Origin of the sequence: Thiobacillus denitrificans ATCC 25259 (genome assembly GCF_000012745.1) — a bacterium.
GTDB lineage: Bacteria > Pseudomonadota > Gammaproteobacteria > Burkholderiales > Thiobacillaceae > Thiobacillus > Thiobacillus denitrificans_B.
Genome location: NC_007404.1, coordinates 502,296 through 517,264, shown reverse-complemented (window position 1 = coordinate 517,264; position 14,969 = coordinate 502,296). Strand labels below are relative to the sequence as shown.

The 14,969-nt window shown below is 67.5% G+C and carries 18 protein-coding genes; 10 read left to right on the top strand and 8 right to left on the bottom strand.

Annotated features, from left to right (window positions below):
* The first annotated feature begins 74 nt into the window (after positions 1–74).
* The 10 genes from TBD_RS02515 to TBD_RS02470 all read left to right on the top strand — a co-directional run bounded on the left by TBD_RS02515 (position 75) and on the right by TBD_RS02470 (position 9,606).
* Positions 75–2,870: a monovalent cation/H+ antiporter subunit A gene (locus tag TBD_RS02515; protein ID WP_011311009.1), complete on the top strand. Its 2,796-nt coding sequence runs from the start codon at positions 75–77 to the stop codon at positions 2,868–2,870.
* Positions 2,870–3,211 (top strand): Na+/H+ antiporter subunit C, encoded by a 342-nt coding sequence (locus TBD_RS02510; protein ID WP_011311008.1) that lies wholly within the window; start codon positions 2,870–2,872, stop codon positions 3,209–3,211. Before TBD_RS02515 ends, TBD_RS02510 begins: the two co-directional genes overlap by 1 nt.
* On the top strand, positions 3,208–4,722 hold the full coding sequence (locus TBD_RS02505; protein WP_011311007.1) for a monovalent cation/H+ antiporter subunit D: 1,515 nt from the start codon (positions 3,208–3,210) through the stop codon (positions 4,720–4,722). Before TBD_RS02510 ends, TBD_RS02505 begins: the two co-directional genes overlap by 4 nt.
* Entirely contained in the window at positions 4,719–5,210 is a 492-nt protein-coding gene (locus TBD_RS02500; protein ID WP_011311006.1) for a Na+/H+ antiporter subunit E, read from the top strand. The genes TBD_RS02505 and TBD_RS02500 overlap by 4 nt, the downstream gene beginning before the upstream one ends.
* Positions 5,204–5,473: a K+/H+ antiporter subunit F gene (locus TBD_RS02495; protein WP_011311005.1), complete on the top strand. Its 270-nt coding sequence runs from the start codon at positions 5,204–5,206 to the stop codon at positions 5,471–5,473. Before TBD_RS02500 ends, TBD_RS02495 begins: the two co-directional genes overlap by 7 nt.
* A 2-nt stretch (positions 5,474–5,475) precedes the next feature.
* Positions 5,476–5,808, top strand: coding sequence for a Na+/H+ antiporter subunit G (locus tag TBD_RS02490; RefSeq protein WP_011311004.1), 333 nt, complete (start codon positions 5,476–5,478; stop codon positions 5,806–5,808).
* 51 nt (positions 5,809–5,859) lie between these two features.
* Complete coding sequence (locus TBD_RS02485) at positions 5,860–7,200, top strand: NfeD family protein (protein WP_011311003.1); 1,341 nt, start codon at positions 5,860–5,862, stop codon at positions 7,198–7,200.
* Entirely contained in the window at positions 7,193–7,951 is a 759-nt protein-coding gene (locus TBD_RS02480) for a slipin family protein (RefSeq protein ID WP_011311002.1), read from the top strand. The genes TBD_RS02485 and TBD_RS02480 overlap by 8 nt, the downstream gene beginning before the upstream one ends.
* Before the next feature lie 147 nt (positions 7,952–8,098).
* Entirely contained in the window at positions 8,099–8,764 is a 666-nt protein-coding gene (locus TBD_RS02475) for a Bax inhibitor-1/YccA family protein (RefSeq protein ID WP_011311001.1), read from the top strand.
* Positions 8,765–8,835: 71 nt separating this feature from the next.
* On the top strand, positions 8,836–9,606 hold the full coding sequence (locus TBD_RS02470) for a TatD family hydrolase (protein WP_011311000.1): 771 nt from the start codon (positions 8,836–8,838) through the stop codon (positions 9,604–9,606).
* Between the two features lie 17 nt (positions 9,607–9,623).
* On the opposite strand, the gene TBD_RS02465 is transcribed toward TBD_RS02470, so the two are convergent.
* From TBD_RS02465 to TBD_RS02430, 8 genes are all read right to left on the bottom strand, one after another.
* On the bottom strand, positions 9,624–10,715 hold the full coding sequence (locus TBD_RS02465; protein ID WP_011310999.1) for a GGDEF domain-containing protein: 1,092 nt from the start codon (positions 10,713–10,715) through the stop codon (positions 9,624–9,626).
* 142 nt (positions 10,716–10,857) lie between these two features.
* Positions 10,858–11,220, bottom strand: coding sequence for a hypothetical protein (locus tag TBD_RS02460; RefSeq protein ID WP_011310998.1), 363 nt, complete (start codon positions 11,218–11,220; stop codon positions 10,858–10,860).
* 71 nt (positions 11,221–11,291) lie between these two features.
* Positions 11,292–11,825, bottom strand: coding sequence for a carboxymuconolactone decarboxylase family protein (locus tag TBD_RS02455; RefSeq protein ID WP_011310997.1), 534 nt, complete (start codon positions 11,823–11,825; stop codon positions 11,292–11,294).
* A 32-nt stretch (positions 11,826–11,857) separates the two neighbouring features.
* Entirely contained in the window at positions 11,858–12,343 is a 486-nt protein-coding gene (locus tag TBD_RS02450; protein ID WP_011310996.1) for a methyltransferase family protein, read from the bottom strand.
* Positions 12,318–12,836: a YybH family protein gene (locus TBD_RS02445; protein ID WP_011310995.1), complete on the bottom strand. Its 519-nt coding sequence runs from the start codon at positions 12,834–12,836 to the stop codon at positions 12,318–12,320. The genes TBD_RS02450 and TBD_RS02445 overlap by 26 nt, the downstream gene beginning before the upstream one ends.
* Positions 12,820–13,446, bottom strand: a complete 627-nt coding sequence (locus tag TBD_RS02440; RefSeq protein WP_238376484.1) for a TetR/AcrR family transcriptional regulator — start codon at positions 13,444–13,446, stop codon at positions 12,820–12,822. Before TBD_RS02440 ends, TBD_RS02445 begins: the two co-directional genes overlap by 17 nt.
* Before the next feature lie 74 nt (positions 13,447–13,520).
* Positions 13,521–14,168 (bottom strand): GTP cyclohydrolase I FolE, encoded by a 648-nt coding sequence (folE, locus tag TBD_RS02435; RefSeq protein WP_011310993.1) that lies wholly within the window; start codon positions 14,166–14,168, stop codon positions 13,521–13,523.
* Positions 14,168–14,950, bottom strand: a complete 783-nt coding sequence (locus tag TBD_RS02430) for a dienelactone hydrolase family protein (RefSeq protein WP_011310992.1) — start codon at positions 14,948–14,950, stop codon at positions 14,168–14,170. The genes folE and TBD_RS02430 overlap by 1 nt, the downstream gene beginning before the upstream one ends.
* Positions 14,951–14,969: the final 19 nt, after the last annotated feature.

Sequence of the window (14,969 nt, the reverse complement as noted above, 5' to 3'; positions counted from 1 at the left end):
GGGCCGACTTCCCAAGTCACGTTAAGATACGCCGACCCCAGCGGCATGCGACCCATGCCATTTGATCGCTTTCGATGACGCTTTTCCTCGCCGTACTGACCCCCTTTTTCGGTGCCGCACTGGTCGCTCTGGCCGCACACTTCGGCCGCGTTCGCGCCGCCTGGACCGCCGGCGCAGTCACGCTGACAGCGCTCGCGCTGCTCGCGCCGCTCTTCCCCTTGCCCTTTGCCGGCGACACGCTGATCCAGCAGCACGACTGGGTGCCGGCGCTCGGACTCAATCTTGCCTTCCGCCTCGACGGCCTGGCACTCCTGTTCGCCGGCCTGATCCTCGGCATCGGCCTGCTGATCGTGGTCTATGCCCGCTATTACCTGTCGCCGCGCGACAGCATGGGGCGCTTCTACGCGTATCTGATGCTGTTCATGGGCTCGATGCTCGGCATCGTGCTGTCGGAGAACCTGATCCAGCTCGTCGTCTTCTGGGAACTCACGAGCCTGTCGTCCTTTCTTCTCATCAGCTACTGGCAGCATCGCGAGGAGGCGCGCCAGGGCGCGCGCATGGCGCTCGCCGTGACCGGACTCGGCGGCTTCGCCCTGCTCGGCGGCGTGCTGCTGCTCGGCCACATCGTCGGCAGCTACGAGCTGTCGGACGTGTTCGCCGCGCGCGAGATGATCCGCACGCATCCGCTCTATGGGCCGACGCTCACGCTGATCCTGCTCGGCGTATTCACCAAGTCGGCGCAGTTTCCCTTCCACTTCTGGTTGCCGCACGCGATGGCGGCACCGACTCCGGTATCGGCCTACCTGCACTCGGCAACCATGGTCAAGGCCGGCGTGTTCCTGCTCGCGCGGCTCTACCCCGCGCTGTCGGGGACGCCCGAATGGTTCTGGCTCGTCAGCGGGGCGGGGCTCGCGACGCTGCTGCTCGGCGCCTACGTCGCGCTGTTCAAGCACGACCTCAAGGGGCTGCTCGCGTATTCGACGATCAGCCACCTCGGACTCATCACGCTGCTGTTCGGCATGTCGACACCGCTTGCGGCCGTGGCCGGCGTGTTCCACATCATCAACCATGCGACCTTCAAGGCCTCGCTGTTCATGGCGGCGGGGATCATCGACCACGAGGCGGGAACGCGCGACCTGCGGCGTCTGAGCGGGCTGTGGCACTACATGCCCTACACGGCGACGCTGGCCATGGTGGCCGCCGCGGCGATGGCGGGGGTGCCGCTGCTGAACGGCTTTCTCTCCAAGGAGATGTTCTTCGCCGAAGCGGCGCTGCTGTCCGAGCACCGCCTCGGCGGCTGGGTGTTTCCGGCGCTCGTGACGCTGGCCGGCGCGCTCGCCGTCGCCTATTCGCTGCGCTTCATCCATCAGGTGTTCTTCAACGGCAAGCCGACCGACCTGCCGCGCACCCCGCACGAGCCGCCGCGCTGGATGAAGGTGCCGGTCGAGATCCTGGTCGTGCTGTGTCTGGTCGTCGGGATCGTGCCGGCGCCGACGGTCGGCCCCTTGCTGGCCGTTGCGGCGGCGGGCACGCTGCAGGCTCCGCTGCCCGAATACCATCTCGCGCTCTGGCATGGCCTCAACCCCGCGCTGGCGATGAGCCTGCTCGCGCTGGCCGGCGGAGTGACGATCTACCGCCTGCGTCGGCCGCTGTTTGCGCTGCAGGAACGCTATCTCGAGCGCGTCGACGCGCGCGTGGCCTACAACATGCTGCTGCAAGGCCTGTTTTCGCTATCCGGCTGGATCACCCGCGCGCTCGACACGGGCGCGCTGCAACGTCAGGTCTTCCTTGTCCTGCTCGCCGCCCTGGGCCTGGGCGTCGCCCCGTGGCTGGGCAGCACGACGCCGCTCACGGGCACGCGGGCGGGGCTTGCGCTCGACCCGGTGAGCCTGCTCGCCGGCGCGAGCCTCGTCGTTGCCGCGTTCGCCACCGTCTGGTACCACCGCCAGCGCCTGGTCGCCCTCATTACGCTCGGCGTGGTCGGTCTCGTCGTCGCGCTCATCTTCGTCAAATTCTCCGCGCCCGACCTCGCGCTGACGCAACTGTCGGTGGAAGTCGTGACCATCGTGCTGCTGCTCCTTGCCCTCTACTTCCTGCCGGAGCGCGCGGCCCGCGAGCGCGACGCGGCACGGCTCTGGCGTGACGGCGCGCTTGCGCTCGTCGCCGGCGGCGGCGCCGCCCTGCTCGCCTGGGCGGTGCTGACGCGGCCCTACGAGACCATCGCCGGCTATTTCATCGCCAACAGCGTGCCCGGCGGCGGCGGCAAGAACGTGGTCAACGTCATCCTGGTCGACTTCCGCGGCTACGACACGCTCGGCGAAATCACCGTGCTTGCGCTCGCGGGCCTCGGCATCTATGCGCTGCTCGACACGCTGCGCCTCGACGCACCCGACCGCGACAGTGCGGGCCGCGCCTGGGACCGCGACCGCCACCCGCTGATCATGGCCACGCTTTCCCGGCTGCTGCTGCCGCTCGCCCTGCTGGTCGCGGTCTTCATCCTGCTGCGCGGCCACAATCAGCCCGGCGGCGGCTTCATCGCCGGGCTCGTCACCGCCGTCGCATTGATCCTGCAGTATCTGGCGCGCGGCAGCACCCACCTGCACGAGCGTTTCCCGGCCTCGACCCAGCCGTTGATCGCGGCCGGGCTCGGCCTCGCCACGCTGACCGGGCTCGCGAGCTGGGCGTTCGGGTATCCCTTCCTGACGTCGACCTTCGGGCATCTGGTATGGCCCGTCGTCGGCGATTTCGAACTTGCCTCGGCGATGGCCTTCGACCTCGGCGTCTTCCTCGTCGTCGTCGGCGCCACGCTGCTGATCCTGGTCAAGCTCGGCGCGCTGCACGACAGCCGCATCCGAAAGGCGCGCCGCTGATGGAAGCCCTCATCGCACTTATCATCGGCGTGCTCACCGCCTGCGGCGTGTTCCTCGCACTGCGCGGCCAGACCTTCCCCGTCGTGCTCGGCCTCACCTTCCTGTCCTACGCCGTGAACCTGTTCCTGTTCGTCATGGGGCGGCTCGCGGTCGGCGTCCCGCCCGTGATTTCCGACGCGACCGCCTACACCGACCCCTTGCCGCAGGCGCTGGTCCTTACCGCCATCGTGATCAGCTTCGGCATGACGGCCTTCGTCATCGTGCTCGCGCTGAAGGCGCGCGCCGAATTCGGCAACGACCATGTCGACGGCACCCACAGCGGGGAGGACACGGCGCGATGAGCGGCCTGAGCACGCACCTGCCGATCCTGCCCGTGCTGCTGCCGCTGGTCGCCGGCATCGTGCTGCTGGCGCTGCGCGGCGCGCCGCTCGTGCTCCAGCGCGCCGCGAGCCTGGTCGCGACCGCGGCCCTGGTGCCGCTCGCGTTCGCGCTGCTGGGCACGGCCGGCGAGGGCACCCAGCTCGTCTACAAGCTCGGCGACTGGGACGCGCCCTTCGGCATCGTGCTCGTCGCCGACCGCCTCGCCGCCTGGATGCTGATGGCCACCGCGCTGGTCGCGCTGTTCGCCCTGCTGCAGGCGCTCGCCGGCACCGACGTCGAGGGCCGCCACTTCCATGTGCTCTACCAGCTGCAGCTCTTTGGCCTGAACGGCGCCTTCCTCACCGGCGACCTCTTCAACCTGTTCGTGTTCTTCGAGATCCTGCTGCTCGCCTCCTACGGCCTGCTGCTGCACGGCGGCGGCAGGCTGCGCGTCAAGGCGGGTCTCCATTTCGTCGTCATCAACCTGGTCGGCTCGACGCTCTTTCTGTTCGCCGTCGGCACGCTCTACGGCGTCGCCGGCACGCTCAACATGGCCGACCTGGCGGTCAAGCTCGCGCGCACGGTTCCCGAGAATCTGGCGCTCGTCGAGGCAGCCGGGCTCATGCTGTTCGGCGTCTTCGCGCTCAAGGCCGCACTGCTGCCGCTGCACCTGTGGCTACCCGCCGCCTACGCACACACCAGCGCGCCGGTCGCGGCGCTGTTCGCGATCATGACCAAGGTCGGCGCCTACAGCATCCTGCGCGTCTACAGCCTGATGTTCGGTGCCGAGGCGGGGGCGGTCGCCAACCTGCTCGCCGACTGGCTGATGCCGCTCGCGCTGGCGACGCTCGTCGCCGGCACGCTCGGCGCGGTCGCGAGCACGAGCCTGCGCCAGCAGATCGCCTATCTGGTCATCGCCTCGGTCGGCACCCTGCTCGCCGCCTTCGCCCTCGACAGCGCCGAAGGTATCGCGGCGGGCCTCTACTACCTGCCTCATACGACCCTCGGCACGGCGGCCTTCTTCCTGCTCGCGGCGCCGATCGCGGGCGCGCGCGGCACGCTCGGCGACCGCTTCGACTCGGGGGCCGCGATGCCGGGCGCGCGCGTGCTCGGCGGTCTCTTCTTCGTCGCTGCGATCGCGCTCGCGGGCCTGCCGCCGCTGTCGGGCTTTCTCGGCAAATTCATGCTGCTGCGCGCGGCACTCGGCTCGCCGTGGCTGGCGTGGGTCTGGGCGATCGTGCTGACGACGAGCCTCTTCGCGGTGATCGCCCTGGCGCGCAGCGGCAGCCTGCTGTTCTACCGCACGCACTCGACCCCCGAGGTGCTCTCCGCGCCCCGCCCCATCGAATGGCTGCCCGCGGCCGGCCTGCTGCTGCTCGTACTCGGCATGGTGATCTGGGCCGGAACGCTCGCCGACTACAGCGCAGCGACGGCGGCGCAACTGCTCGCCCCCCAGACCTACATCGACGCCGTGCTCGGAGACCGGCCATGAGGCGCCTGCTGCCGCACCCGCTGCTGACACTCGCGCTGGCCCTGCTCTGGTTGCTGCTGGTCAACGACTTCTCGGCCGGCCATGCGGTGCTCGGCGCGCTGCTCGGCTGGCTGATCCCGTTCGCGACCGCATCGCTGTGGGCGCAATCGGTCCGCGTGCGCAACGTGCCGGTGCTGCTGCGCTACCTCGTCGTCGTCATGTACGACATCGTCGTCGGCAGCGTGCGCGTCGCGCGGCTGATCCTCGGCCGGCCGTCGAGCCTGCGCCCGGCCTTCATCACCATCCCGCTGGAACTCGAAACCGATCTTGCGATCAGCCTGCTGGCCAACACCATTTCGCTCACGCCCGGCACCGTGTCGGTCCTCGTGAGCGCGGATCGCCGCACGCTCACGGTCCACAGCCTCGACACGGCGGACGCCGCGGCCATGGTCGCCGAGATCAAACACCGCTACGAGGCGCCGCTGAAGGCGATTTTCGAATCATGCTGAACACCGTCATTCCCATCGCCTACGGCCTCGTCGCCTTCGCCTTCGCGTTCAGCTTCTTCCGGCTGATCGTCGGTCCCGACGCCCCCGACCGCATCCTCGGCCTCGACACGCTGTACGTGAACACGATCGCGCTGCTCGTGCTGCTCGGCATCGACCTCGGCAACCCGATCTATTTCGAGGCCGCGTTGCTGATCGCGATGATGGGCTTCGTCGGCACGGTCGCGCTGTGCAAATACCTGCTGCGCGGCGACATCATCGAATAGTCATGCTCGACCTCGTCCTGTCCTTCCTCATCCTGACCGGCGCGGCGTTCACCTTCGTCGGCTCGCTCGGCCTCGCGCGCCTCAGGGATTTCTACACGCGCCTGCACGGCCCGACCAAGGCGACGACGCTCGGCGTCGGCTGTCTGCTGATCGCCTCGTCGCTGCATTTCAGCGTCACGGCCGAGCTGAGCCTGCACGAGGTGCTCGTGACGCTGTTCCTGTTCATGACCGCCCCGGTCTCCGCCCACCTGCTCGCCAAGGCCGCGCTGCACCTCAGGCTGCGCTCGCTCGCTCCGCCGCCGGACCCTGAGCGCCCGCCCCGCGACCCGGAGTAAGCCCCGGCCGCCCGATTGGACCGCGGGGATTCGGGCGTCTAGATTGAGGGGATGGCGCATCCCTTCCGAATCCTGCTGGGTCTGGCCCTGCTGTTCGTGCTCGGCGCGCCTGCCGCGGCCGCGACCGTTCGCGTCCTCACCATACAGGGCGCGATCGGCCCGGCGAGCGCCGATTACCTGCTGCGCGGAATCGACAAGGCGATCAAGGACAGCGCCCAGCTCGTCGTAATCGAGATGGACACCCCGGGCGGCCTCGACACCTCGATGCGCGACATCATCAAGGCCATCCTCGCCTCGCCGGTCCCGGTTGCGACCTACGTCTCGCCACGCGGCGCGCGTGCCGCGAGTGCCGGCACCTACATCCTCTACGCGAGCCACATCGCCGCGATGGCGCCGGCGACGAATCTCGGCGCGGCGACCCCGGTCGAACTCGCTCCTGGCGGCAGCGACAAGCCCGCGCAGCCGGCCGGCGACCAAGCCCGCGAGCCGCCCGGTGACCCGAAAATGCGCAAGGCCGTGCACGACGCCGCCGCCTATATCCGCGGCCTCGCCGAGCTGCGCGGACGCAATGCCGAGTGGGCCGAACGCGCGGTGCGCGAGGCCGTGAGCCTGTCGGCGCCCGAAGCGCTCGAACTCAAGGTCGTCGATCTGATCGCGGCCAGCATCGAGGATCTGTTGCGCCAGATCGACGGCCGCGTCGTCAGAACCGCGACCGGCGAGGTGACGCTCGCGACGGCCGACGCGCAGGTCGAGCCGGTGGTGCCGGACTGGCGCAGCCGCCTGCTTGCCGTGATTGGCGATCCGAGCATCGCCTACATCCTGATGCTGCTCGGCATCTACGGTCTGATCTACGAGTTCTCCAACCCCGGCATGTTCTTCCCGGGCGTGGTCGGCGGCATCTGCCTGCTGCTCGCGCTGTTCGCGCTGCAGGTCATGCCGATCAGCTACGCCGGACTCGCGCTGATGGTGCTCGGCATCGTGCTGATGATCTCCGAGGCCTTCATCCCGAGCTTCGGCGCGCTCGGCCTCGGCGGCATCGTCGCCTTCACGATCGGCTCGGTCATGCTGATCGACACCGAGGCGCCGGGCTACGGCATTCCGTGGATGCTCGTCGTGCCGGTGGCGTTGGCGAGCGCGCTGTTCAGCTTCTTCGCCGTCGGCATGGCGCTGAAGGCCCGCAGCCGCCCCGTCGTGACCGGCGCCGAGGAAATGCTCGGCGCGCGCGGAGAGGTCATCGACGACATGGCCGGCGAAGGCTGGGCCCGCATACACGGCGAACAATGGCGGGTGCGCAGCGGCACGCCGCTGAAACGGGGCGATCGCGTGCGCGTGCGCGCCCGCCACGACCTGATCCTCGAAGTGGAACCGGACAAGGAGAACGACCATGTTTGAATTTGGCGGCTTGACTGTCGTGTTCGCGCTCATCGCGCTTCTGGTCGCGAGCGTGCGCATCCTGCGCGAGTACGAACGCGGCGTCGTGTTCATGCTCGGCCGCTTCTGGAAGGTGAAGGGCCCGGGCCTCGTCATCGTCATTCCGGGCCTGCAGCAGATGGTGCGCGTCGACCTGCGCACCGTGGTCTTCGACGTGCCCAGCCAGGACGTGATCTCGCGCGACAACGTTTCGGTCAAGGTCAACGCCGTCGTGTACTTCCGCGTCATGGACCCGGCGAAGGCCATCCTGCAGGTCGAGGACTTTCTGGTCGCGACGAGCCAGCTTGCGCAGACGACGCTGCGCGCGGTGCTGGGCAAGCACGAACTCGACGACATGCTCGCCGAGCGCGAGCGGCTCAACCAGGATGTACAGCAGATCCTCGACGCGCAAACCGACGCTTGGGGAATCAAGGTGTCGAACGTCGAGATCAAGCACGTCGACATCGACGAATCGATGGTGCGCGCGATCGCGCGGCAGGCCGAGGCCGAGCGCGAGCGGCGCGCCAAGGTGATCCATGCCGAAGGCGAGCTGCAGGCCTCGGAAAAACTGCTCGCCGCGGCCGAAGTGCTCGCCGGCCGACCCCAGGCGATGCAGCTGCGCTATCTGCAGACCCTCTCCAGCATCGCGGGCGACCGTTCCAACACGATCGTCTTCCCGATGCCGGGCGAGCTCATGAACCTGATGATGCGACCCAGCCCGGCCGACAAATAGCCGAATGCTAGACCGCGACGGCGGCAGGGTCTGCGCTGGCACGCTGGCTACCGTCACGGTATGCTCGCGGCACGACGCATCGGGGAACCTGTGCCGCGCTCAGGACTCTGTACGATACGACGTTGCAATCATTCAAGAGGAGCCTAGATGAATCCGCAAGTCACCACCCTCGGCCGCAGCCAGACTGCGGTCACCTCGACCAACAAGGTCGTCAAGAACACCTACATGCTGCTGGCGATGACGCTGGCGTTTTCGGCACTCACGGCCGGCCTGTCGATGGCCATGAACCTGCCGCATCCCGGCCTCATCATCACGCTCGTGGGTTACTTCGGCCTGCTGTTCCTGACGACCAAATTCCGCGACAGCGGCCTCGGCATCGCCTTCGTCTTCGCCCTGACCGGCTTCATGGGCTACACGCTCGGACCGATCCTCAACGCCTACCTCGCGCTGCCGAACGGTGGCCAGGTCGTGATGATGGCGATGGGCGGCACGGCGGCGATCTTCCTCGGCCTGTCGGCCTACGTCATGACGACCCGCCGCGACTTCAGCTTCATGGGCGGCTTCCTGATGGTCGGCATCCTGGTCGCCTTCCTCGCCGGCCTCGGCGCGATCTTCTTCGAGGTGCCCGCGCTGTCGCTCGCGGTCTCGGCGATGTTCGTGCTCCTGATGTCGGGTCTCATCCTCTACGAGACCAGCAACATCATCCACGGCGGCGAGACCAACTACGTGATGGCGACCGTCACCCTGTTCGTCGCGATCTTCAACCTCTTCACGAGCCTGCTGCATCTGCTCGGCTTCGCCAGCAACGACTAGGGTCAGCTGCTTCGGAAACAACGGCGTCCGTGTGGCGCCGTTGTTTTTTCAGCCGCCAGACCCGGCGCCCGATGCCCGATTTCTTCGATACCCACTGCCATCTCGACGCGGCCGAGTTCGACGCCGACCGCGACGCGATCCACGCGCGCGCGTTTGCCGCCGGCGTCGTCGTGCAGGTCGTGCCGGCCGTCACCCGCGACAACTTCGCTGCGGTCGCGGCGACCTGCGCGCGCTACCGCGGCTGCCTGCCCGCCTGGGGCCTGCATCCGATGCTCATCGGCGCGCACCGCCCCGAACATCTGAGCGACCTGCGCGCACAGATCGAGATGCAGCGCCCGGTCGCGGTCGGCGAAATCGGGCTCGATCTGTTCGTGCGCGAGCTCGACTACGCGACGCAGGAATATTTCTACGTCGAGCAGCTCAAGATCGCGCGCGACTACGACCTGCCCGTCTTGCTGCACGGCCGCCGCGCGAGCGACCTGCTGCTCAAGCAGCTGCGCCGTATTCCTGTGCGCGGTATCGCCCACGCCTTCAACGGCAGCCGCCAGCAGGCCGACGCATTCATCAAGCTGGGATTCAAGCTCGGCTTCGGCGGCGCCTTCACCTGGCCACGCGCCAACCAGCTGCGGCGCCTCGCCGTCGAATTGCCGCTCGAGGCGATCGTGCTCGAGACCGACAGCCCCGACATCCCGCCGGCCTGGGTCGGGCGCGGCAGGAACTCTCCAGGAGAACTGCCGGGGATCGCGCGCACGCTGGCCGAGTTACGCGGTGTGGATACCGAAACCGTCGCGCGCGTCACGACGCAGAACGCGCGCGAGGTATTGGCGCTGGCCGCGGCCTGAACAGCTCAAAAAAGCCCTCAGCGGTCGAGGCCGGCGACGAGGCGGAGTTCGGCAGGAAAAGACGACAGGACGGTCTGGTTCTTGCCCTTTTTTTTCGCGGCGTACATGTTCTTGTCCGCCTCGTGGATCATGCCTTCCGATCCGAGTGCGGCGGCGTGCGCGCCGCTGACGAGGACGATCCCGGCCGACGCCGTGACCTCGACGCGGTGGCCGTCGACCTGATCGATCGACGCGACGGCCTGAAGAATCCGCGCCGCGACCTTTTCCACGCGCTTTTCCTTGTCCTGGGCGTTGAGCAGCACGACGAATTCGTCGCCACCGAGACGGGCAAGCACGTCTTCTCCGCGCAAACACTGCCCGACGCGCAGGGCCGTCTGCTTCAACAAGCTGTCCCCGTGCGCATGCCCGAGGCTGTCGTTCACCTGCTTGAAGCCGTCGAGGTCGAAATAGAGAAGGGCAATGGAAGACTGCGTACGCTGGGCATGCGAAACCGCCTTCTGCAACTGGGAAAAAAACGCCGCCCGGTTGGGCAGACCGGTGAGCGTGTCGGTCAGCGCAATCTCCTCCATCTCTCCCGCATAGCGCGCAAGCTGGGCCCGACTTTCGTGGTATCCGCGGATCAGGCTCGCGACGTAGGCGGGGATGGCGACGTTGAGCAATAGCAGGCTGAATATCCAGATCGGATGCTGCGTCCAATAGTCCGACAGCAGGCCCACTGCAATCAGGCCCGTCGTCGCGAACAAGGCCGACAATGCCATCCATTTCACCCCGAAGCGGATGCCATTCCCCAGGGATATCCACAGATTCACGAAGGCGATGATTGCACCGAGTTCGCCCGTGAGGATCATGCCAATCATGCAGGCCGTCTGATCAACCGCAATTGCCGTGAACTGGCGACCGGGATAAGGCCCGGGGTTCGTCCTGACACGCAGCCAATGCACGAATGCGAAGACCAGGAACGCGCCGGCGACCGCCAGCCCGTTGCTCGCCTGCGGGTGCCCCTTCACCGTCCAAAACAGATACCACGCAAACAGGATCGGCAGCGGAACGAAGAGCCGGATGTGACACTGCTGCAATTCCAGATCGACAGCGTTACGGTCGGGGTGCATGGTTTCTAATGACGCGGACGGAAAAAAAGCCGGCTACGCCGGCGATGGAGTTTGTCAGGAGCCGCAGCGAGACGCCGCATCCTGTCGCTGTTTCGCCTTCTCGTATCGGCCTCCCAGCGGCAATACTTTAGCCAGGCCTCCGTCAGTCAGGGCCCCGCGCGTAGCCGAACTCACCCACCCACTCGCCGCGCCGGTAGTCGATCGCGAGCCAGTCGGGAACATAGGGACGCGGATTTTCGAGGGGAAAGCCTTCCGACGGTGGGGTCGCGCCGCCCTCGGCGACGCTGCAGCGCCGCGTCATGATCGGCGTGAAGCGCACCGCGAGACGCGCATCCACCGCGGTCGCGTTCTCGCTGCGCTCGCCGAAATGGACCCGCTTGCGCAGCAAGCAGGAAAACAGAAGCTCCATTTCGGCGACCAGCGGGACGCTGCGACGGGCCAATGCCTTCGCGGCGGCGGCGCTCAAGCGTATGTCGACGGGCTTATCGTGCAGGATGACGTGCATTGCGTCTCCCGAAGAACGGACATATTGCTTCTACGGCCGTCGCTGCCGCCGCTGTAGCGAAGGGCCTCGCCTCAGAAGTCGCGCTCGACCTTGAAGCCGCTGATGACGATGTCGCCGGCGACCATGCGCGCGCCGTGATTCACGGCGTCGAGGATGTCGCTGTCCGACCACCCCGCGCCGCGCGCCATCGCGAGGTCGGCGGTGCTGACGCTGCGGGCGTCGCGCGTCGCCTTCAGGACCAGTCCGAGCAGCAGTTTTTCGGGCGCGCTGAGCGGGCTGTCGTTGAAGTCGGCGCGGGTCGCGGCGACCTCGTCGGGGGTCCAGCCGGCGACGTTGATCAGCATGCCGGCGTTCATGTCGATGCAGTAGTCGCAGCTACCGGCCTGTGAGACGAGCATCCGGATGCACGCGGTCAAGGGCAGCGAGAGCGTCGGATGCTGCATGATGCTGCCGTAGTATTCCCACTGGTGGCGCAGCAGAAACGGGTTGGCGCTGAACACCTGGATCGCAGCCGGGACGTGGCCCCAGGCCTGCCGAATCTGGCCGTAGATCTCGGCGACTTCGCCGGTCGCGTTGTCGGGTGTGACGGTGTCGAGAATACTCATGTCGCCTCCTTGGGTTAAGTGGTGCTCGCCCGTCATATCCAGCGCCGCACACGCGTCTTGTAAACGCGGTACGCGTCGCCGAACCGGGCTTCGAGATGCGCCTCTTCGTGCCGGATCACGCCGAAACGCAGCGTGGCCCAGATCAGCGGCGCGAAGGCCAGCGGCCACCACGTTCCGATCAGGGTGGAGATGCCGCCGAGCAGGAACCAGTCGCCGAGATAAATCGGGTTGCGGCTGAAGCGGAAGGGCCCGCTCGTGCAAAGCGCCGACGCCGCGGCATAGGGATTGACCGTCGTATGGCGGCGCGCGAAGGTCCACAGCGTCCAGGCGAACAGGGCCAGGCCGACGCCGACCAGCGACCAGCCGCTCGCGCGCGTCGCGGCACCGAGGTCGAGCGGCCATGCAAAGAGATGTCGATCGATCCACCAACCGGCCAGCAGCGCCAACGCATACGGCGCCGGCGGCAAGATCCAGGTGCGCGGTCGACGCGCCTCATCCTTCACCGTTTCGTCCTCCATTCACCGCACCGGGGCCGGACTGCGCGCCCAGCACCGCCGCCCGATAGCGGGGCAGCACGGGAGCCTCGATCGAGCCGTGATGATGCACCTGTTTCCAGCCGTCGCCCGCATCGCGGAACACGCGGCTGGTTCGGATCGCCAGGGCGATCTCGTGACCGCCGCAGCGAAAGTGGCCGCGCCCGCGGCGCACGGCATAGAAAAGCTCCGGGCCGGCGTGCAACGTGTAGTCATGAAACTCCACGTAAACCCGGGCCGGCCCGGAGAACAGCCGTTCGTATAGCGGCTGGATCTCGGCCCAGCCGCGACGGATGCCGCCCAGGGGATTGTCGAGGGCGATGTCGTCGGTCCGGGCCCAGTTCCGCGCCATCAGGCCCAGGTCGCGCGCGTTGAACGCGGCATAGAACTGCTCGAGCGCGGCCAGCGGCGTCCCCGCGTCCGCTGCGGCCAGACTGGCGTAGCGGCTTCCACTGATGGATTCAGCGATCGGGTGCATGGGTCGCGGGTTTCAGCGTATCGAGGAAATGGGCCAACTGCCCGAGGCAGTTGCGGTAAGCCGCGACCGACTGCGTGTTCTTGCTCATGCCGACGCAGCCTTCCAGCGCCGACACGATGAAAAATGCGGTGGCCGCGGGATCGACGTCGGCGCGCACGTGGCCTGCCCCGAGGCCGCGCCCGAGCGCTGCGGCGAGCACCGCGACCCAAGCTTCGAACACCCGATTCAGACGCAGGCGGAAGTCCTCGTCGACCGGGCTCATCTCCTGCATCAGGTTGTTGAGCGGACAGCCCAAGGCAACGACCGCGGGGTCGTCCTCGGCCGCCTTCGCGGCAAGCAAGGCCTGCATCGCCTCGAGCGGCCGGTCGGTTTCCTCGAGCGGCGCGAACATCATCGCCGCGAGGTGCGGCCGGATCACTTCGTCGACGACCGCGAGGCCAAGGGCTTTCTTGTCGGGGAAGTGATGATAGAGCGCGCCCTTGGTCAGCCCCGTGTCGCCGAGGATCTGCGCGAGCGACGCAGCCTGGAAGCCGTTGCGATGAATCTCGGCAAAGGCCGCTTCGAGCAGCGTCTGGCGCGTGAGGTCGGGCGTCTTGGCGGAGGCATGCATGACTTGATCATACATACCGGTTGGTATGTGTCAAGCAAACCGCTGGCGTGCGGTCGGTTCGGCGTCGCCGGCTGTCAGCGCACTTCGCGCTGGCTCGTCGCGCGCAGCAATTCGTTGCGCAACTGGTCGCTGTCGCGGAAGCAGCCGGTGAATGCCTGGGTGACGACGCGCTCGTCGCCGCGCCGGTCCTCGCCGAGCAGCAGGCACAGTTGCTCGGCTTCGATGATGCATGCCGCCCCGCGCGCCTGCCCGTGCGTCGTCAGCGCTTCGGCGATGTCGCGCGTCATCCACTCCTGGTAGGTGAAGCGGTGGCCGATCGCGTCGACCATGCGCGCGATTCGCCCGAAGCCGTGCAAGCGGCCGCCCGGGACGTAGGCGACATGCGCGACGCCGCGAAACGGGACGAGGTGGTGCGGACATACCCCGTGAACCGCGATGCCGCGCACCACGACCATGTCGTCGCGGTCGTCGGCAAACCCTTCCCCGAGTGCGTCGGCGGGCGTCACGGCATAACCGCCAAGCAGGCGCTTCTGCCACAGTTCGCGCACCCGCTGCGCGGTGCGCCCGGTATGCACCGAGTCCGCGGCGACGCCGCACGCCGCGAGCATGTCGTTGACCGCGCGCTCGAACGCGACCGGGTCGAAAGCCCCGGTCTGCGGGATGCCGACGCCGCCTTCGCGCGTCGGCGTGTGGCAGCCGTCGTGGTCGCAGGCGTCGGCCATCAGTGCAGGGTCACCTTGAGGAATTCGAGCGTGCGTATCCACGAGTCCTTGTCCGCCGCGTTGTCGTACTTGAGCGGCAGGCCGAACTGGGCGGCATAGCTGTCGGCCTCGCGGTTGGTGAAGGTGTGCTTGACGCCGGGATAGGAGACGAACATGTAGTCGGCCTTGGCGTTGTCCATCTCGGTCTTGAACGCCTCGACCTGCTCGGGCGGAACGATCGGATCGGCTTCGCCATGGAAGACACGCAGCTTCGCCTCGATGTCACCCGGCTTCACCGCGATGTCGGTCGCGAGCACGCCGTGGTAGCTCACGGCCGACTTGAGCGGCATGCCCGCGCGCACGACGTTGAGCACGACGCCGCCGCCGAAGCAGTAGCCGAGGGCAGCGGTTTCACCTTTCTTGACGTGCGGCTGCCGGTCGAGAAATTCGCGCGCGGCGTCGACGCGCGCGTAGGCCAGCTGCGGATTCTTGTTCACGTTACCCGCGAGCGCGCCCGCATCCTTGGGATTGTCGGTGACCTGGCCCTCGCCGTACATGTCGACGACGAGTGCGACGTAGCCCGCCTCGGCGAGCATGCGCGCACGCTTTCTCGGGTAGTCGTTCGCGCCCCACCATTCCGGCACCACGAGCACGCCCGCACGCTTGCCCGCGACTGCGTCGTCATAGGCGAGAAATCCCTTCATCACGGTATCGCCGGCCTTGTAGCTGATGTCCTTGCCGATCACGGCAGCGAGGGCGGAAGACGTGAACATCAACAGCGACAACGCAAGGGCAGTTTTCATGGGCATCTCCTGGGGTGAC